Raw genomic sequence first — 17,743 nt, 5'->3', positions numbered from 1 at the left:
AGCCCGACGATCGGCGGGACATGCGGCAGTGCCGGCGGCTGACTTCCGGCACGGGAGCACGCCGTGCCCGCAGCGCAGGATCGAAGCCTCGTCCCTGCCGACCGCGGAGCTTCGCCCATGCCGATCCATCGTCGCGATGTCCTCCGCCTCGGCGCGCTCGGGGCCGCCGCCGTCGCCGGTCCCGCGTGGGCCGCAGCATCGGCGACATCGAACGCCACGACGACGACGGCCACGACGGTGGCGCGCGCGGACAAGCCGCTCGACCTGCTGATCCTCGGCGGCACCGGCCTGATCGGCCCGCACCAGGTGCGCTACGCGCTGGCGCGCGGGCATCGCGTGACGATCTTCAACCGCGGCCGCAAGCAGCCGGAATGGCCGGGGCAGGTCGAACAGCTGCTCGGCGATCGCGACACCAATGACTACGCCTCGCTGAAGGCCGAAGTCGCGAAGGGCCGGCGCTGGGACGCCTGCATCGACAACCCGAGCAGCGTGCCGGTGTGGATCCGCGACGCGGCCGCGGTGCTGAAGGGCTGCGTCGGCGGCTACACGATGGTGTCCAGCGTCTCGGCCTACGCCGACAACGCGACGCCCGGCCAGGACGAGACCGCGCCACTGGCCACGTTCGACGGCGATCCGCTCAAGGAAACCGCGCCCGACCTGCGCGCCGACCTCGCCAAATATCCGGGCCTGAAGGCGGCGACCGAAGCGGAAACGCGCAAGCACTTCGGCGACCGCACCACGGTCCTGCGGCCCGGGCTGATCGTCGGCCCCGGCGACGAGACCGACCGCTTCACCTACTGGCCGCTGCGCCTGCGCCGCGGCGGCGACGTGCTGTGCCCCGGCAACGGCCGCGACCCGGCGACGTTCGTCGACGCGCGCGACCTCGGCGAATGGATGGTGCGGCTCGCGGAAACGCGCACGCACGGCACCTTCAACGCCTTCGGCCCGGACTATCCGCTGGACATGGCCGCGCTGCTGTACGGCATCCGCGCCTCGACCACGCAGGGCGCGCGACTGGTGTTCGTGTCCGCCGAGTTCCTCGACGCCCACGGCGTGTCGCCGTGGATCGACCAGCCGGTATGGGTGCCCGGCACCGGCGACACCGCCGGCTTCCACCGCCGCAGCAACGCCCGCGCGATCGCCGCCGGCCTGACCTTCCGCAGCCTCGCCGACACCACCGCCGCGACGCTGGCGTGGTTCGACGCGCAACCAGAAGCGCGTCGCAACGCTCCGCTGAAGGCGGGGCTGACGGCGGAGCGGGAGAAGGAATTGCTGGCGGCGTGGAGGGCGCGGGCGGGTGGCTGAGCGGGGGCTCGTTGCGATGCATGTGGGAGCTGGATGCGGATGCGTTGCGGGCGTATCCGGCGTTTCAAGCCAACGTCGTAGGGTGGCGGTGAGCGCAGCGAACCCCACCGCTGCGCGGACGGAATCGACGGCGGCTGTCGTCGGAGGGTGCAGCGGCTGAAACTCTGATGGTGGGGTTCGCTGTGCTCACCCCACCCTACGCGATGTCGCTTGTCTCTTTTGAGTCACTCAAGATTGCATCGTGCTCAGTTTCACGCTGCTCCTTTATTGCCGCTTGGAGCTGACGCATATGCGCACTCGTTATCTCACCGGGTATGCGGAATGACCACAGCAGAGCGAAAGTTGCGAGAAACAAGACGAAGCATTCGGCATACCGCTGCACGTCGTCGCTCCACGCGGGGCCGATAAAAATCAGTATTGCCAGCGCCGAAACAAACAAATAGAGATGGAACATTATGCGATAGCGTGTCAGCCGATCTCGAATTTCTTTTAGATAGTAGGCATCTTGCCGCCAATTTCTACGCCGTAGGTTCCGACCATCGGCAGCCAGTGCCATGACCGCAAGCATAAAACCTGCAAGCACTGTAAAGACGGTCACCAGTGCAGTCATCGCATCGGCCTTCCCATGGTAGGAAGGCTGCAATAACGGGGCCAACGCTAGCGCAGAGACAAAGCAAATTGCAAGATACCTCGCAAAGGTCCAATCAACTTTGCTCGCGCCCATCTTCTTCATCCGCGCCAACGCCGCTGCTGAATCAACTCGGCTTGGTATTGCTCCAAAGCCAAGAATACGTCCATGCAAGGCAAATCATTGCGCTCATCGTTCCTGGAAAGATTCACAAATTTGCCAAGTACGAGGGAATTTCCCGAGATCTTGCTTCCCTTCTCGGTAACAAGAGTGACACTCACGTTATCAGGTCGCTCTTCGACAAGTTCAAGGCCGGCATTCTGCATCGACTCCAGCACGACGGGCTCAGCGCGACTGCCGCCCCTCGCCTGGATGGTTGTCGTAATATTCAGATCAGCCCAATGTTCAGCTAAGACTTGGCGCTCGCGTTCGTTCTCTAGCTGCTCCGATAGCAGCGATCGAACGCGATCCTTCGTTTCAGCCCACAGTCGAAAAATGATGCTCTCGGCTGTGTCGCCATACTCGACTCGGTCTAACTCAGCTTCGGCTTGATACGCCGTACCGCTCAATCGGAGCTCTTTCACTCCTTCGTCAGCGAGAATAGCCTCTTGGTCCTGATCGCCGACCGGACGAAGCTCAAACGCGGAATGCCCTGCCGGCTGATTGGCCTGCGCAAGAAGCTGACGAAGATAATTCTCGACAACACTAACTCGCATACCTTCGACAAGCATCAGCACTTCGTCGCCGCTAAATAAGCAGAAGGCATCCGCAGTTTTAAACGCACGATTCTCGGGCGGAGCTTCGGCGACTTCGGCATCCGTTTGTGCACGAACTCTGAGTCCCATTGTGCTCATAGACTCGCCCGGCGCACCAGCACCAATGGCAACCTTCAATCGTCCACGTCCCGGTTGGCGAGTGCGAATTGCAAGCACACCATGACTTGCGATTGTGATTTCCGTTCTTTGCATAGTCGGCAGTGTTTGAAGGGCGTTCGCAACCATGGTCTCAAACCTGATGTTTCCTCGCGCCCCTTGCGCAAAGACGGCACGCAGGTAGTGGATGCGCTTCCTCGCTGGCCTTCCCATTTGACTCCCCCTGTGTCGCAGGCGTTAAGACTGTCCCTGAACGGGCTTTGACATTGGATTAGACCTCTGTTTCCGAGGGATTTCTACTATGAATAGCCAACTCAGATAGGGCCGACGTGCCCATCGCCCTGAGGCGCAACACCAAGATCGTCAGCACTACCGCACCGTATCCAGCAACCGGACTTATAAGAACCCTAGATGCCAGCCCTGCGGCGCTTCAGCCAAGTCGTGATTGATCACGCATATCGCAACACTACTGGCCACGGATTCGCAGCGATAGGTCTTGGAGAGCAAGGGACGCATGGCCAGTGGTATGCCATCGCAACGCTGACGGCATCTCCATTCCCGAGCCATCTTGCCTCATTAACCGCAATTCGATTCAAAGAAACTATCTAGAGGCCTAAACGCCACTCAAGGCCGAGAAGTGCGTACGAGCAGGTTGCATGAGCGATGCGTCATTCATCTTCTTCAAGGCATTGGCTTCGGTGACGCAGCAGGGCGCATGAAGCAAGCAGCCCGGGCAAGCGAAGCGCACCCGGGATGAAGGACGAGCGATTCCCGGGTGCGGCCTGCGGCCTTACCCGGGCTACTCCAAAGCTCCGAATCGACTCCGGGTTTCCATCGATCGTCGAAGCGGGATCCCGGCTTCCGCCGGGACGACGGTGCGGCATGGGCCGCAGTCATTGCGACGCAATCACGCCCCGCAACACTTCTTGTACTTCTTCCCGCTGCCGCAGGGGCAGGGATCGTTGCGCTCGGGTTTGGCGTCGCGGCGGATCGGGGTGCGCGGGGTGAGGGCGTCGATGCGGTGGTGGTGCAGGTCCGCGAGCATGTCCGGCAGTTCCATCACGATGCCGAGGCGCTCGCGGTATTCGAGCGGCGTCGGTTCCGCGGTCGGGTCCTCGCCCAGCACTTCGCCGCTGGCGAGGCGGTCGAGCATGCCGAAGATCTCGTCGATCCAGTCGTGTTCGTCCAGCCACGCTTCCCACGCGGCCTCGCGCAGTTCGACGCCGCGGAAGAAGCCGTAGGCCCAGTCGCGGCCGACGTCGAGGTCGTCGTCCTCGTGTTCGGACGGATCCTCGGGCAGCCACAGCAGCGGCGCGAAGGCGTCGGGCAGGTCTTCGCTGCCGTGGCGCACGCGCTGCACCACCATCGCCTGGTGCGAGGCCAGCAGGCCGGCGACGTCGGCGGCTTCGGCCTCGCCGTCCCAGCGCGGCGGTTTGCCACCCCAGACGACGGGGTGCCATTCCTCCGCGGGCACGTCCTCGGGGCCGACGGCGAGCGCGGACAAGAAGCCGTCCAGCGCTTCGAGGTTGAAGCCCTTGAACGGCACGGCGCGGGTGTCGAGCAGTTCGGACAGGCGCTCGAGGCGGGCGTCGTCGAGGAAATCGGGCGTGGACATGGCGGCGCCTGCGCTTTTCAGGGCGGCATAGAGTAATCGACCGCGCCCGGGCCTGCCCGGACCCGCATGCCGGAAACGACACAGGGCGCGGCCGAAGCCGCGCCCTGCGCGTGGATCACGACGTGGCAGGATTACTTGGCGACGTCGAATTCCTTGGTCTGCACGACGTTGCCATCGAGCGAGACTTCCACCTTGTACTTGCCGACCGGGAAACCGTCCGGCTTGCTGATGTGGAACTCGTTGGCACCGGCACCGGTGAAGCTGATGTCCTTGGCGGCGTCGTTCGGGTTGATCACGATCGGGCCACTGGCATCGTTGTAGGTCCACTTCACGCCCAGCTTGCCCGGGACCGAGGCGGCCGGGTCGCTGGTGTTGGTGCCGATGACGGCGTAGATGGTGTCCTTCGGCTTGAAGGTGGTGCCGGACGCGGTGAGCTTGAGGTCGGGGCCGACGGCGGTGCCGAGGTCGACCGACACCACCGACGCGGTGGCGGCGGGGGCCGGCGGCGGCGCGGGGGCCGGCGCAGGCGCGGCGGCGACGGGTTCGGGCGCGGGGGCCGGCGCTTCTTCCTTCTTCTTGCAGCCGACGATGGCGACGCCGGCGATCGCGGCGACGAACAGGGCATTGCGGAACGGGGTCTGGGTCTTGCGGGTCATGGGGCAATCCTCGGAACGGGCGATGGAAATCCTGCGGGAATCCGGTCGAAGCAGGCGGGACGCCGGCTCAGCCGAGCGTCGGATCGTCGAGATCACCGTCGCCGTCGATGTCGATCGCCGGCAGCTTGATCACCTGGTCGGGGAAGATGCGGTCCGGGTCCTCGATCGTGTCGCGGTTGGCCTCGTAGATCTGGTGCCAGTACTTCGACTTGCCGTAGAAGCGCTTGGCGATGGCCGACAGCGTGTCGCCCTTCTCGATCGTGTAGGTCTGCTCGCCGGTGCCGCCGCCGCCGCCGCTGCCACCGATCACTTCTTCGGTGGTGGTGAAGCCGGACTGCACGTTGGAAAAATCGGGTTTGTCGGGGGTGGTCATGATGACGGGCTCCTGCCGGAATGGCGGGGCCACATTGACACGCGTCCTGTTAAGAATCCATATCGATCCCGGGTATTTTTCCGTACCGCGAATCAGTCGCGGGATCGCGCACGACGACCGCGCTATTGGCGGGCATCGCGCCCGGCCGCGGGCGGCGGCATGCCCGCCGTCGCGCGCCACGGATTGATGTCCAGGCCACCGCGACGGGTGTAGCGCGCTTCCACCGACAGCGCCTGCGGCCGGCAGCGCGCCAGCAGGTCGACGAACACGCGCTCGACGCATTGCTCGTGGAATTCGGCATGATCGCGGAACGACACGAGGTAGCGCAGCAGGCCGGCGCGATCGATCCGCGGCCCGCGGTAGGCGATGCGCACGCCGGCCCAGTCCGGCTGGCCGGTGACCGGGCAGTTCGACTTCAGCAGCGCCGAGTGCAGCGTCTCCTCGACGATCGCCCCGTCGTCGGCCGACAGCAGCGACGCGTCGGGCGGACCGTAGCGATCGATGTCGATGTCGAGGCCGTCGATCGATTCCGCACCGTCCGCACCTTCGGCTAACGGCGGCAATCCGAACGTCACGTCGACCGGCGCGCCCGCGGCGGCGGACAGGTCCGCGACGATCACCGCGCGCACCACTGCGGCGCTGTCGTAGCGCTGGCCGCCGTTGAACGAATTCAGGTACAGCTTCAGCGACTTCGATTCGATCAGGTGCGGCGAGGTCGCCGGCACGGTAAGCGTCGCGGTCGCGACCACCGGCTTGCCGCGCGCGTCGAGCCAGCTCAGTTCGTAGGCATGCCAGCGATCGTGGCCGATGAAGGGCAAGGCCGCCGCATCGACGCCGATCTCGCCGCGCGCCTGTGCACGCGGGATCGGGAACAGCAGCGACGGGTCGTACTGCCCGGGATACGCGACCTCGCGGCCGAGCGGAATGTCGGGATGCGTCATCGCGACAGTCTAGCGTCCCGGGCAATGCGCCCGGTCGCACCGCGCACGCCGGGCGCATTGCCTGCCGTACGCCTGGCGTTCCACAGCGTTCAGGCCATGACGCCTAGCGTGCGCCCATGCCGCGCTGCAACATGGCGGCGGCCACGCCCCCGACGGACCCGCCATGCCCAAGCCCGGCCCCTCCGAAGAACGCATCCTGGTCCTCCAGGGCGGCGGCGCGCTCGGCGCCTACCAGGCCGGCGTGCAGACCGCGCTGGAAGCACGCGGCGAGGTGCCGGACTGGGTCGCGGGCATCTCCATCGGCGCGATCAACGCGGCGCTGATCGCCGGCAATCCGCCGGAACGCAGGATCGAACGCCTGCGGACCTTCTGGGAACGCGTGACCCGTGACCCGCCCCTGCCGATGGGCCCGTTCGACGCGGGCCGCCTGCTGCCGGCCGCCCACGACAACGCCAGCGCGCTGCAAGCCCTGGTGTTCGGCGTGCCGGGGTTCTTCGTGCCGCACTGGCCACCGCCGGCCTTTGCCTTGCCGGGCACACCGCAGGCGATCAGCGTCTACGACACCACACCGCTGCGCGACACGCTGGAAGCGCTGGTCGACTTCGACCGCATCAACGCCGGGACCATGCGGCTGTCGGTCGGCGCGGTGAACGTGCGCACCGGCAACTTCACCTATTTCGATTCCGCCCGTCAGCGCATCGACGTGCGCCACATCCTGGCCAGCGGCGCACTGCCGCCGGGCTTCGCGCCGGTGGAAATCGACGGCGAGCACTACTGGGACGGCGGGCTGGTCTCGAACACGCCGCTGCAGTACGTGATGGACCAGCCCGGCGACCACCGCCGCACGGTGTTCCAGATCGACCTCTTCCCCGCACGCGGCGATCTGCCGAAGACGATGCTGGACGTGGGCGCGCGCGAGAAGGACATCCGCTTCTCCAGCCGCACACGCATGAACACCGACCTCGAACTGCGGCTGGAGACGCTGTCGCGCGCCGCGGCGCGGCTGGTGGCGAAGCTGCCGCCCGCGCTGCGCGACGATCCGGATGCGCGCCTGCTCGCCGGTCTGCGCGGCCCAGGCGGCGGCGTCGACGTCGTCCACCTGATCTACCGCACGCGGCCTTGCGAAGGCGAGAGCAAGGACTTCGCGTTCTCGCGACGCGCCATGCACGAGCACTGGACCGCCGGCCACGACGACGCCTGCCGCACGCTCGACGATGCGCGCTGGCGCCGGCGCAGTCGTCGCCGCAGCGGCGTGCACGTGTTCGACCTCGTCCCCGCCGGCACGCGCCACCCGGCGTGACTGCGCCTGCAACGCGCGACCGGCCCTTTTCCCTCGTCCGTCCGGAGTCCTCCCCATGCAACTCGACCAGAAAGTCTGCCTCGTCACCGGCGCCGCCAGCGGCATCGGCCGCGAGATCGCCCACGTCTACGCCCGCGCCGGCGGCCGCGTCGCCATCGCCGACCTCAGGCTGGAAGATGCGCAGAAAACCGTCGACGAGATCGTCGCCGCCGGCGGCACCGCCATGCCGGTGGCGATGGACGTCACCAGCGAGGAGCAGGTCGAGGCCGGCGTTGCCGCCGTGGTCGCGGCCTGGGGCGGCGTCGACGTGCTGGTGAGCAACGCCGGCATCCAGATCGTCAACCCGATCGAGAAATTCTCGTTCGCCGACTGGAAGAAGATGCTGGCGATCCACCTCGACGGCGCGTTCCTCACGACCCGCGCCTGCGTGCCGCACATGCAGGCCTCCGGCCGCGGCGGCGCGATCATCTACATGGGCTCGGTGCACTCCAAGGAAGCGTCGGTGCTGAAGTCCGCCTACGTCACCGCCAAGCACGGCCTGCTGGGCCTGTGTCGCACCGTGGCGAAGGAAGGCGGCAAGCACGGCATCCGCGCGAATGTCATCTGCCCGGGCTTCGTGCGCACGCCGCTGGTCGAGAAGCAGATCCCCGAGCAGGCGAAGGAACTGGGCATCAGCGAAGAGGACGTGGTGAAGAAGGTGATGCTGAAGGAGACCGTGGACGGCGAGTTCACCACCGTCGCCGATGTCGCCGCGGTCGCCCTGCTGTTCGCCGCATTCGAGACCAACGCGCTGACCGGCCAGTCGCTGCTGGTCAGCCACGGCTGGCACATGGATTGACCTCAGCGGCGACGCCGGGAGCGCAACGGGAACGGATCGCTGTAGAGACTGCTGTTGAAGCCGCAGAACTTGCGGCATGCGGCTTCGGCGTCGGGCGTGTCATCCACTTCCAGCACCAGCGACCGCGACCGCTCGACGAAGCGCAGCGGGCAGCGGTTCTCCTCGTCGGGAACGGCCACGAGCCGGCGCTCCCCGCCGACGACGGTTTCCTGCAGCGAACCACGGAGGTCGCAGCCGCCCGCGGTGGTCGCGAAGGTCGCCGTTTCGAGTTCATAACGGTAGCGCCCCGGCTCCGCGTCCCGCTTCAGCGCCAGCGTGTTCCACGCCACGCAGTCGCGGTACTCGCCGTCTTCCGTCCGGTACGCGCATTCGCCACGGACACGGTAGTGGCCGGACAGGTCGTCGATGCGCTTGTCCGCCGCCACCGGGCCGATCATGGCGATGGCCGCCCCGAACAGGAGCGCCATCGACAGCCTGACGCGGCTCACTGCGCGCCACCGTTCTGGTAATCCAGCACCACCTGCAGCATCGAGCGCAGGCCGACGTCGAGCGCGGATTCGTCGAGGAAGAATTCGGGCGAGTGGTTCGACGGGGCGGTCGCCGGGTCCTTGCCCGCCGGCGTGGCGCCGACGAAGAAGAAGAACCCGGGCACTTCCTTCGCGTAGTACGAGAAATCCTCGGCGCCCATGTTGAGGTCCAGCGGCAGCACGCGATCCTTGCCGACGGCGCGTTCCAGGCTGGGCACCATGCGCGCGGTGAGCGCGGGATCGTTCACCGTCACCGGGTTGCCTTCGGTGTCGGGCACATGGGCGATGGCGGTGGCGCCGTGCGCGGCGGCCACATGTTCGGCCACGTTCTTCAGATCGGCGAACACGGCCTGGCGCATGCCTTCGTCGAAGGTGCGGATGGTGCCGATCAGTTCCACCTGGTCGGGGATGATGTTGTAGCGGATGCCGCCCTTGATCGCGCCGAAGCTCACCACCACCGGCAGGTGCGAGAGGTTCTGGCGGCGGCTGACGATCGTCTGCGCGCTGGTCACGACCTCGGCCGCGGCGACGATCGGGTCGATGCCGCCCCACGGCCGCGAGCCGTGCGTCTGCCGGCCCTTGATCACGATGTTGAAGCGGTCCGACGCCGCCATCGCCGGGCCGCTGCGATAGCCGACGGTGCCCGCCGGCAGCGTGCTGAACACGTGCAGGCCGAACACCGCCTGCGGCTTGAAGTCGCGGAACAGGCCTTCGGCCAGCATCTCCGAGGCGCCGCCCTTTTCGCCGTCCGGCGGGCCTTCCTCGGCCGGCTGGAACACGAACAGGATCTCGCCGGGCAGGTCGGCCTTCATCGCCGCCAGCGCCTCGGCCACGCCCATCAGGATCGAGGTGTGCGCGTCGTGGCCGCAGGCATGCATCACGCCGGTGGTCTCGCCGCGGAACACCGCGGTGGCCTTCGACGCGAACGGCAGCGCGTTGCGTTCGGTCACCGGCAACGCGTCCATGTCGGCGCGCAGCGCGATGCGCGGGCCGGGCTTGCCGCCCTTCAGCACCGCGACAACGCCGGTGGTGGCGATGCCGGTCTTCACCTCGAAGCCGAGCGTGCGCAGGTGGTCGGCGACGATCTTCGCGGTGCGCGTCTCGCGGTTGCCGAGTTCGGGATGCTGGTGGAAGTCGCGGCGCCAGGCCAGCACCTTCGGTTGCAGCCGCTGCGCCTGGGCGTCGACGTCGGGACGCGCGTCACCGGCAGAAGCGGGCGCGACGACCGCGCCGAGGGCGGCGGTCAGCGACAGGGCAAGCAGGGCGTGGCGCATGCGGCGATCTCCGGACGGGGGCGATACAGGGGGTGTCGCGATGCTACCGCATGCCGGCCGCGACACCGTGCGCGCGGGCATGGCGTCATGCCGCGGGCGCACTCGCCAAAGCCGGCGCCCCGTGCGAGGCTGCCGCGTCCGCCGTCCGCACCGAGCCGCCCATGTCCGACACGCCCGCCGCCCGTCCGCTCGAAGGCGATGCCGCCCTGGTCCGCGCGGTCGGCAGCCTGGCGCTGACCGCGGCGGTGATCAACGTGATCGTCGGCGGCGGCATCTTCCGCATGCCGGCCTCGCTGTCGACGCAGATGGGCATCGCCGCGCCGCTGGCGCTGATCGCCGGCGCACTGGCCATCGTGCCGGTGGCGCTGTGCTTCGCCGCGATCGGCAGCCGCACGCAGGCCACCGGCGGGCCGTACACGTATCTCACCGCGGTGTTCGGGCCGTTCGCCGGATTCCTGGCCGGCGCGCTGATGTGGATCAGCAACCTCGCCTCCAGCGCCGGCGTCGCCGACGGCCTGTCGTCGCAGGTCGCGGCGCTGTCGCCGGCGTTCGCCGAGCCGTGGCATCGCGCGGGTTTGCTGACGGTGGTGTATCTCGCGCTGCTCGCCTTGAATGCGTTCGGCGTGAAGCTCGGCGCGCGCGCGATCGCGACGCTCGCCACGCTCAAGCTGACACCGCTGTTCGCGCTGGCGGCGATCGGCGTGTGGTTCCTCGATCCGGCGAAGATCAGCTTCAGCCTCGCCGACGTGCCGTCGTTCTCGGCGCTGGGCGCGTCGATGGTGCTGGTGATGTTCGCCTACTCCGGCATGGAGACCGCGCTGGTGCCGTCGGGCGAACTGCGCGATCCCGCGCGCAGCGTGCCGCGCGCCACGATCGCCGCGATCCTGCTCGTCGTGCTGCTGTACCTCGGGCTGCAGCTCGCCGGGCAGACGCTGCTGGGCCCGGCGCTGGCGAAGAGCGGCGTGCCGCTGGCCGACACCGCCGCCGCGCTGTGGGCACCGGGCCGCACGCTGTTGCTGCTGACCGCCGCGGTGTCGATGACCGGCTTCCTGATGGGCAACCTGCTGGGCACGTCGCGGCTGGTGTTCGCGCTGGGCCGCGACGGTTACCTGCCGCGTGCGTTCGGGCGCGTGTCGCCGGCGCATCGCGTGCCGCTGCTGGCGCTGGTCGCGCACGCCGGCATCGCGTGGACGCTGGCGCTGTTCGGCAGCTTCGACAAGCTGGCGCTGATCTCCGGCGGCGCGATCTGCCTGATGTACGGCTTCGTCGGCGTCGCCGCGTGGCGCGCGCAGGCGCGCGACCTGCGCGAGCGCGGCGAACCCTTCGTGCTGCCCGGCGGCCCGGCGATCCCCCTGGTCGCGGTCGCGGCGATGATCGCGATCGTCACCACGCTCAAGCCCGACGAATGGGCCGCGATCCTCATTGCGCTGGCGGCGCTGGTCGCGATCTACGCCGGACTGCGCGCGTTCCGGCGCTGAGCGCCTCTACGCCGGCGTTTCGATCAGTTCGATCCGGTAGCCATCCGGATCCTCGATGAAGGCGATGATCTCGACGTCGTCGCGATCGGGCGAGCGGTGCGTCATCGGGCCGGCCGGCCGCACGATGCGCACGCCCTTCGCCGCCAGCGCATCGCAGGTCGCCTGCACATCGTCGACGCCGATCGCGACGTGGCCGTAGGCGTTGCCGCGGAGGTATTCGGACGTGCCGTGGTTCCAGGTCAGTTCGATCGTCGCCGACGTCGCTTCGTTGCCATAACCGACGAAGGCGAGCGTGAAGCCGCCGGTCGGGTAATCCTCGCGCCGGAACAACGTCATGCCGAGCGTGTCGACGTAGAAGGCGAGCGCGCGGTCGAGATCGGCGACACGCAGCATGGTGTGGAGCAGGCGCATGGTGAGTCTCCGGAATGCGGGGGGCGGCCGCAGCGCCGGCGCAGGGCCGGCACTGCGTCGACAGGACACATCAACCCGCCGAAACCGCCGCGCCGAGCTCGGCGTTGGTGAGCGCCTTGCCATCGAGGTTCCAGGTGCCATCGACGGCGTGGACGCCGTTCGACCAGATCCGGTCCCGGGCCAGGGTGCCGCCGGACAGGGCGTGGAGGATGCCGGTCGCCTCGCCGAAGAACGCGGTCTGGACGTCGTGGTCGGCGAGCGCGAACGACGGCGTCTTGGTCTCGATCCAGGCGCCTTCGACCGGCTGGCCGCCGGAGAAGGTGTGGCCGCGCGGCAGGACGTTGAGGTGGGTGGTGACGTTCGGGGTCATCACCCGGTTGCCGCCCAGACCGTGGTGCCTGAGGAAGCTGTCGGTGATCTGCTGGACGGCGAGGCCGAGCTTGTCGGCGGGGATGACGCCTTCGGTGAGGGTGAGGCTGATGGGCATGGTCCTGCTCCGGTGGGGAAAGGGCACGACCGTTTGAATAACGATCGTTATTTCAAATTACATAACGATCGTGATGTCGTCAAGTACAATGCTGGCCTCCCGTCTCGTGGTGCCTTGCCATGTCCCGCAGCCTCCAGAAGCAGCAGACCCGCAGCCGCATCCTCGACGCCGCCGGGCGCGGCTTCCGCAAGGGCGGCTTCGGCGGCATCGGCGTGGACGGGCTGGCGAAGGAGGCCGGGCTGACGTCGGGCGCGTTCTATGTGCACTTCGGCTCGAAGGCCGACGCCTTCCGCGAAGCCGTGGTCGAGGGCCTGGAGCAGCTCCGGGTCGCGATCCGCGGCCTGCAGGACGACCGCGGCGCCGACTGGTGGCCGGCGTTCGTGCGCTTCTACCTGGGCGAACGCCGGCGCTGCGATCTGGCCGAAAGCTGCGCGCTGCAGAGCCTGAGCCCGGAAATGGCGCGCGCCGACGCCGCGTCGCGGGCGTGCTACGACGGGAAACTGGGCGAGATCGTCGCGGCGATCGCGAACGGCCCCGCGTCGCCGGGAAAACCCGCCGGCGAGGCGGAAGCGCTGGTCGCGCTGTCGTTGCTGGCCGGTGCGGTCACGCTGGCACGCGCGGTGGCCGATCCCGCGCTGGCCGACCGCATCGCCGATGCCGCGGCCGCCGCGCTGTTGCGCGACGGCGACGGCGACGGCCGCTGACGCGGGCGGCCGGGGTTAAGCGCCCGCGCCCTGCACCGCCTGCACGCGCCGCCGACGCACGCGCCGGCCGATCCACTTGCCCACGTCGTCCAGCAGCGAGTACGCGGCCGGGATCACGATCAGACTGAGCAGGGTCGAGGTGATCAGGCCGCCGATCACCGCCCACGCCATCGGCGCGCGGAAGCTGGAATCGCCGGAGAACCCCAGCGCCAGCGGCAGCATGCCGGCGCCCATCGCCAGCGTGGTCATCATCACCGGGCGCGCGCGCTTGCGGCAGGCGTCGACCAGCGCGTCGTGGCGGCTCAGGCCGTGTTCGTCCTCGGCCACCACCGCGTAGTCGACCAGCAGGATCGAGTTCTTGGTGGCGATGCCGATCAGCATCAGCAGGCCGATCAGCGCCGGCAGCGACAGCGCGTGGCCGGTCAGCAGCAGCGCGCCGAACGCGCCACCGGCGCACAGCGGCACCGCGGTGAGGATGGTCAGCGGCTGGATGGCGTGGTTGAACAGCAGCAGCAGCACCATGTAGATGCAGGCGATGCCGGCGACCATCGCCAGCGCGAAGCCGGTGAACAGTTCGACGAACACTTCGGCATCGCCGGCGATGAGGTAGTCGACGCCGGTCGGCAGCGTCTTCATCGCCGGCAGCGCTTCGAGTTCCTTCATCACGTCGCCCAGCGCGCGGCCGTCGAGCTCGGCGCTGAGCATCACGTTGCGCTGGCGCTTGTAGCGCGTGACCACGGTCGGCCCGCTGCCGTCGCGCAGCTCGGCGACCGCCGACAGCGGCACCGGGCCGTTGCGGCCGGGCACGCGCAGCTGGCCGATCAGCGCCGGGTCCCGCAACGCCTCGCGGGCGAAGCCGACGCGGATCGGGATCTGGCGATCGGACAGGTTGAGCTTGGCCATGCGCTGGAGGTAGTCGCCGCTGGTGGCGATGCGCGCGGCCTCGGCGATGTCGGCGGTGGCCACACCCAGGTCGGCGGCGCGCGCGGGGTCGGGCAGGATGCGCAGCTCCGGCCGCAGCAGCGACGCGGACGAGGTCACGCTGCCCAGCCCGTGGATGCCGCGCAGGTCGCGCTCGACCGCCGCGGCCGCAGCTTCCAGCTTCACCGGATCGTCGCCGGCCAGCACCAGTTGCAGCGCTTCGCCGGGTTCGTTGCTGACGAAGCGCGCCTTCATGCCCGGCATGTCGGCGACCCGTTCGCGCACCAGCGCTTCCAGCGTTTTCTGGCCGCGCTCGCGATCGGCGGCCGCGCCCCATTCCAGCACCAGCGTCGCCTTGCGCACCTCCGGCGTGCCGCTGCGCCCGGGATCGCCCAGGTCCAGCACGCTGCCGACCATGGTGAAGGTCTGCTTCAGTTCGGGGATGTCGCGCAGCCGCGCGCGCACCTGTTCGGACACCGCGATGGTCTGCTCGATCGGCGTGCCCGGCGGCAGCTCGATGCTGAGGTTGCTGCGGCCCATGTCGGTGAACGGCATGAACGTCTTCGGGATCACCAGCACCGGCAGCATCGAGATCACGAACACCACCAGCGTCGCCACCAGCGTCTTGCCGCGATGGCGCAGCGCGGTGTCGACCCAGCCGAGGTAGCGCCGCATCAGCGACGATTCGCGCGCTTCGGGGACGTGCGGCCTGAGCTGGTAGGCCGCCATCATCGGCGTGAGCAGGCGCGCCACCAGCAGCGAGAACAGCACCGCGGTGGCCGCGGTCCAGCCGAATTCGCGGAAGAACTTGCCGGCGATGCCGGGCATGAACGCCACCGGCACGAACACTGCCGCCAACGTCATCGAGGTCGCGATCACCGCGGTGCCGATCTCGTCTGCGGCATCGGCCGCGGCCTGCTTCGGCGACTTGCCCATGCCGAGGTGGCGCACGATGTTCTCGATCTCGACGATCGCGTCGTCCACCAGGATGCCGACCACCACCGACAGCGCCAGCAGGGTGATGATGTTGAGGCTGAAGCCCAGCCACGCGATCACCGCGAAGGTCGGGATGATCGACAGCGGCAGCGCCACCGCCGACACCCACGTCGCGCGCCAGTCGCGCAGGAACCACCACACCACCAGCAGCGCCAGCAGCGCGCCTTCCCACAGCATGGTCATCGAGGAGCTGTACGAGCGCTCGGTCTCGTCGACGATGCTCGTCACCAGCTTGAAACGCACGCCAGGGTGCGTGGCCTCCAGCGCGTCGAGCGCCTCGCGCACCGCCGCGGAGACGCGCAGTTCGTCGGCCTTGCGGGTGCGCGACAGCGAGAAGCCGACCGCCGGCTTGCCGTCGAGCAGCGCGGCCTCGGTCGGGTCGGCGGCATCGTCGTGGACGTTCGCGATCGACGACAGCCGCACCGAGCGGCCGTCGGGCAGGGCGATGCTGTAGTCGCGCAGCTGCTGCGCGTCGCCCACGGTCGACAGGGTGCGGACGACCTGCTCCTCGCCGCCGATCTCCACCCGGCCGCCGGAACGCTCGACCTGGGTGCGCGCCAGCTGCTGCGACACCGCGCCGGCGGTGATGCCATAGGCCATCAGCGCCTGCGGATCGAGGTCGACGCGCACCTGGCGATCGATGCCGCCGATGCGGGTCAGCCTGGCGACGCCCTTCACGCCGTACAGCGCGCGCGAGACGTCGTGATCGACGAACCACGACAGCTCGTCGGCGGTCATCGTCGGGGCGGACACGGCATACGTCTGCAAGGAACCGCCGATGTCGATCTTGCCGATCACCGGTTCCAGGATGTCCTGCGGCAGGTCGCTGCGCACGCGGGTGACGGCGTCGCGGGTGTCGTCCAGGGCCTCGGCGAGATCGGCCTCGAGGTTGAACTCGATCGAAGTGACGCTGCTGCCTTCCATCACGATCGACATCACGCGCTTGACGTTCGGGATGGTCGCCGCCGAATCCTCGATCCGGCGCGTGACTTCGCTTTCCAGCTGCGTGGGCGTCGCGCCGGGCAGGTTCACGGTGACCGTGGTCATCGGATAGGCGACGTCCGGGAAGCGCGCCACCGACAGCGCGTGGAAGCCCCACAGCCCGGCGACGCACAGCACGAAGAAGACCATCAGCGACGGCAGGGGCCGCTGGATGGCCCAGGACGACAGCGTGCCGCCGCCGCTCACGGCGTGGTGCCCGCGACGGGTGCCTGGACGATGCGGACGTGGTCGCCGTCGGCGAGGAAGCCCGCGCCCTGCACCACCACGCGCACGCCGGGCTTCGGACCATCGACCAGCTCGATCTCGTCGCCCGGCTTCGCGCCGGTGCGCACGCGCCGGGCGTGGGCGACGCCCTTGTCGTCGACCAGGAACACGGTGGGGAAGCCGTCGCGCAGCACCACGGCGGCGACCGGGACGGTGGCGCCATCGGCGAGGCCGGTGTCGATCCGCCCTTCGACGTAGGCGCCGGGCGCCAGGCCCTGCGGATCGGGCAGGTCGGCGTAGACCGTGCCGGTGCGGGTGGTGGCGTCGACGCCCGGACTGACCGCGCGCACGCGGCCTTCCACGGAAGCGCCGGACGGCGCGGTCAGCACGATGCGGTCGCCGGGGGAGATCTGGCCGAGCTGGGCCACCGGCAGTTCGGCGCGCCATTCCAGGCGGCCGTCGCGGATCAGCCGCAGCAGTTCGCCGCCGGCGCCGACCACCTGCCCGGGTTGCACCAGCCGCTTCGAGACGATGCCCGCAGCCGGTGCACGCAGGTCGGCGAAGCTGCGGCGCAGCGCGGCGCCATCGCGGGCGGCGCGCGCGGTACCGACACGGGCTTCGCTCTGGGTGCGCGCGGCGCGCAGTTCGTCGAGCTGGCCGGCACTGATGAAGCGGTCCTTCGCCAGCGCCTGGCCGCGGGCCAGGTTGGCGCGGGCCAGCTGGGCGCCGGCCTCGGCCTCGTGCAGCGCGGCCTCGGCCTGCGCAAGGTCGCTGTCGAGCGTGCGGTGGTCGAGTTCCAGCAGGCGCTGCCCGCGTTCGACGCGGGCGCCCACGTCGACGTGCAGCGCGGTCACGCGCAGGCCACCGACTTCGACGCCGAGCTGCATTTCCTCCACCGGCGCCACCGCGCCGGACACCACGACGCCGCGTGGCAGGCTGCGGGCGCGCACCGGTGCGACGGTGACCGCCATCGCCTTGATCGTGCCCGCATCTTGCGGGGAATGGCTGCCATCCTGGCAGGCGACGAGGACAAGACTGAACCCTGCGACCAGCAGGGCGGAGCGGACACGGGCCGACATGGAAGGGATCGCGGTGGGGGAGGCGGCAGTGTACCGGCAAGTTCACTAATGTCCGGCGCCCTCCCGCGGCGGATGAATGCAGGATTCAGCTGACTTTCGTCGCATGCCGCATCGCTGCGAGCGATCGCGACG

At 68.9% G+C, this 17,743-nt stretch carries 17 protein-coding genes; 5 read left to right on the top strand and 12 right to left on the bottom strand.

What is annotated here, in order from left to right:
* Positions 1–117 precede the first annotated feature (117 nt).
* Positions 118–1,305 carry an NAD-dependent epimerase/dehydratase family protein gene (locus ACT53R_RS09325; RefSeq protein ID WP_476171588.1) on the top strand — a complete coding sequence of 396 codons (1,188 nt, stop codon included), beginning with the start codon at positions 118–120 and terminating at the stop codon, positions 1,303–1,305.
* Between the two features lie 196 nt (positions 1,306–1,501).
* On the opposite strand, the gene ACT53R_RS09320 is transcribed toward ACT53R_RS09325, so the two are convergent.
* The 6 genes from ACT53R_RS09320 to queF form a co-directional block, all read right to left on the bottom strand.
* Positions 1,502–2,038, bottom strand: a complete 537-nt coding sequence (locus tag ACT53R_RS09320; protein ID WP_476171587.1) for a hypothetical protein — start codon at positions 2,036–2,038, stop codon at positions 1,502–1,504.
* A complete protein-coding gene (locus tag ACT53R_RS09315) occupies positions 2,035–2,934 on the bottom strand; it encodes a hypothetical protein (protein WP_476171586.1) in 900 nt (299 codons plus the stop codon). Before ACT53R_RS09315 ends, ACT53R_RS09320 begins: the two co-directional genes overlap by 4 nt.
* 778 nt (positions 2,935–3,712) lie before the next feature.
* Positions 3,713–4,420, bottom strand: coding sequence for a UPF0149 family protein (locus tag ACT53R_RS09310; protein WP_476171585.1), 708 nt, complete (start codon positions 4,418–4,420; stop codon positions 3,713–3,715).
* 131 nt (positions 4,421–4,551) lie between these two features.
* Positions 4,552–5,076, bottom strand: coding sequence for a hypothetical protein (locus tag ACT53R_RS09305; protein WP_476171584.1), 525 nt, complete (start codon positions 5,074–5,076; stop codon positions 4,552–4,554).
* Between the two features lie 67 nt (positions 5,077–5,143).
* On the bottom strand, positions 5,144–5,449 hold the full coding sequence (locus ACT53R_RS09300; protein WP_476171583.1) for a LysM peptidoglycan-binding domain-containing protein: 306 nt from the start codon (positions 5,447–5,449) through the stop codon (positions 5,144–5,146).
* 122 nt (positions 5,450–5,571) lie between these two features.
* Positions 5,572–6,390: an NADPH-dependent 7-cyano-7-deazaguanine reductase QueF gene (gene queF / locus ACT53R_RS09295; RefSeq protein WP_476171582.1), complete on the bottom strand. Its 819-nt coding sequence runs from the start codon at positions 6,388–6,390 to the stop codon at positions 5,572–5,574.
* Between the two features lie 163 nt (positions 6,391–6,553).
* Between queF and ACT53R_RS09290 the strand changes: the two genes are divergently transcribed.
* Complete coding sequence (locus tag ACT53R_RS09290; protein WP_476171581.1) at positions 6,554–7,690, top strand: patatin-like phospholipase family protein; 1,137 nt, start codon at positions 6,554–6,556, stop codon at positions 7,688–7,690.
* A gap of 55 nt (positions 7,691–7,745) precedes the next feature.
* Positions 7,746–8,528, top strand: coding sequence for a 3-hydroxybutyrate dehydrogenase (locus tag ACT53R_RS09285; RefSeq protein ID WP_476171580.1), 783 nt, complete (start codon positions 7,746–7,748; stop codon positions 8,526–8,528).
* 2 nt (positions 8,529–8,530) lie between these two features.
* On the opposite strand, the gene ACT53R_RS09280 is transcribed toward ACT53R_RS09285, so the two are convergent.
* Together ACT53R_RS09280 and ACT53R_RS09275 are read right to left on the bottom strand one after the other, a co-directional pair.
* Positions 8,531–9,016 (bottom strand): hypothetical protein, encoded by a 486-nt coding sequence (locus ACT53R_RS09280; protein WP_476171579.1) that lies wholly within the window; start codon positions 9,014–9,016, stop codon positions 8,531–8,533.
* Positions 9,013–10,329 carry an amidohydrolase gene (locus ACT53R_RS09275; protein WP_476171578.1) on the bottom strand — a complete coding sequence of 439 codons (1,317 nt, stop codon included), beginning with the start codon at positions 10,327–10,329 and terminating at the stop codon, positions 9,013–9,015. Before ACT53R_RS09275 ends, ACT53R_RS09280 begins: the two co-directional genes overlap by 4 nt.
* A gap of 161 nt (positions 10,330–10,490) precedes the next feature.
* Here ACT53R_RS09275 and ACT53R_RS09270 point away from each other — a divergent pair, with 161 nt between their 5' ends.
* On the top strand, positions 10,491–11,807 hold the full coding sequence (locus tag ACT53R_RS09270; RefSeq protein WP_476171577.1) for an APC family permease: 1,317 nt from the start codon (positions 10,491–10,493) through the stop codon (positions 11,805–11,807).
* 6 nt (positions 11,808–11,813) lie between these two features.
* Here ACT53R_RS09270 and gloA read toward each other — a convergent pair whose 3' ends face one another.
* A complete protein-coding gene (gene gloA / locus ACT53R_RS09265; RefSeq protein ID WP_476171576.1) occupies positions 11,814–12,218 on the bottom strand; it encodes a lactoylglutathione lyase in 405 nt (134 codons plus the stop codon).
* Positions 12,219–12,288: 70 nt separating this feature from the next.
* Positions 12,289–12,705 (bottom strand): hypothetical protein, encoded by a 417-nt coding sequence (locus ACT53R_RS09260; RefSeq protein ID WP_476171575.1) that lies wholly within the window; start codon positions 12,703–12,705, stop codon positions 12,289–12,291.
* 119 nt (positions 12,706–12,824) lie between these two features.
* Between ACT53R_RS09260 and ACT53R_RS09255 the strand changes: the two genes are divergently transcribed.
* Entirely contained in the window at positions 12,825–13,409 is a 585-nt protein-coding gene (locus ACT53R_RS09255; RefSeq protein ID WP_476171574.1) for a TetR/AcrR family transcriptional regulator, read from the top strand.
* 15 nt (positions 13,410–13,424) lie between these two features.
* On the opposite strand, the gene ACT53R_RS09250 is transcribed toward ACT53R_RS09255, so the two are convergent.
* Together ACT53R_RS09250 and ACT53R_RS09245 are read right to left on the bottom strand one after the other, a co-directional pair.
* Positions 13,425–16,514, bottom strand: coding sequence for an efflux RND transporter permease subunit (locus tag ACT53R_RS09250; RefSeq protein ID WP_476171573.1), 3,090 nt, complete (start codon positions 16,512–16,514; stop codon positions 13,425–13,427).
* Entirely contained in the window at positions 16,511–17,611 is a 1,101-nt protein-coding gene (locus tag ACT53R_RS09245; protein WP_476171572.1) for an efflux RND transporter periplasmic adaptor subunit, read from the bottom strand. Before ACT53R_RS09245 ends, ACT53R_RS09250 begins: the two co-directional genes overlap by 4 nt.
* Positions 17,612–17,743: the final 132 nt, after the last annotated feature.

It is taken from the genome of Lysobacter sp. DMC104 (assembly GCF_056313665.1).
This window is presented reverse-complemented; position numbering and strand designations above follow the sequence as displayed.

Excerpts from the sequence above, each read along its gene's own strand:
- ACT53R_RS09270 (WP_476171577.1), top strand. The coding sequence starts at position 10,491 with ATGTCCGACACGCCCGCCGCCCGTCCGCTCGAAGGCGATGCCGCCCTG.
- ACT53R_RS09255 (WP_476171574.1), top strand. The coding sequence starts at position 12,825 with ATGTCCCGCAGCCTCCAGAAGCAGCAGACCCGCAGCCGCATCCTCGAC.
- ACT53R_RS09290 (WP_476171581.1), top strand. The coding sequence starts at position 6,554 with ATGCCCAAGCCCGGCCCCTCCGAAGAACGCATCCTGGTCCTCCAGGGC.
- queF (WP_476171582.1), bottom strand. The coding sequence starts at position 6,390 with ATGACGCATCCCGACATTCCGCTCGGCCGCGAGGTCGCGTATCCCGGG.
- ACT53R_RS09300 (WP_476171583.1), bottom strand. The coding sequence starts at position 5,449 with ATGACCACCCCCGACAAACCCGATTTTTCCAACGTGCAGTCCGGCTTC.
- ACT53R_RS09245 (WP_476171572.1), bottom strand. The coding sequence starts at position 17,611 with ATGTCGGCCCGTGTCCGCTCCGCCCTGCTGGTCGCAGGGTTCAGTCTT.
- ACT53R_RS09310 (WP_476171585.1), bottom strand. The coding sequence starts at position 4,420 with ATGTCCACGCCCGATTTCCTCGACGACGCCCGCCTCGAGCGCCTGTCC.
- gloA (WP_476171576.1), bottom strand. The coding sequence starts at position 12,218 with ATGCGCCTGCTCCACACCATGCTGCGTGTCGCCGATCTCGACCGCGCG.
- ACT53R_RS09320 (WP_476171587.1), bottom strand. The coding sequence starts at position 2,038 with ATGAAGAAGATGGGCGCGAGCAAAGTTGATTGGACCTTTGCGAGGTAT.
- ACT53R_RS09275 (WP_476171578.1), bottom strand. The coding sequence starts at position 10,329 with ATGCGCCACGCCCTGCTTGCCCTGTCGCTGACCGCCGCCCTCGGCGCG.
- ACT53R_RS09285 (WP_476171580.1), top strand. The coding sequence starts at position 7,746 with ATGCAACTCGACCAGAAAGTCTGCCTCGTCACCGGCGCCGCCAGCGGC.
- ACT53R_RS09325 (WP_476171588.1), top strand. The coding sequence starts at position 118 with ATGCCGATCCATCGTCGCGATGTCCTCCGCCTCGGCGCGCTCGGGGCC.
- ACT53R_RS09305 (WP_476171584.1), bottom strand. The coding sequence starts at position 5,076 with ATGACCCGCAAGACCCAGACCCCGTTCCGCAATGCCCTGTTCGTCGCC.
- ACT53R_RS09315 (WP_476171586.1), bottom strand. The coding sequence starts at position 2,934 with ATGGTTGCGAACGCCCTTCAAACACTGCCGACTATGCAAAGAACGGAA.
- ACT53R_RS09260 (WP_476171575.1), bottom strand. The coding sequence starts at position 12,705 with ATGCCCATCAGCCTCACCCTCACCGAAGGCGTCATCCCCGCCGACAAG.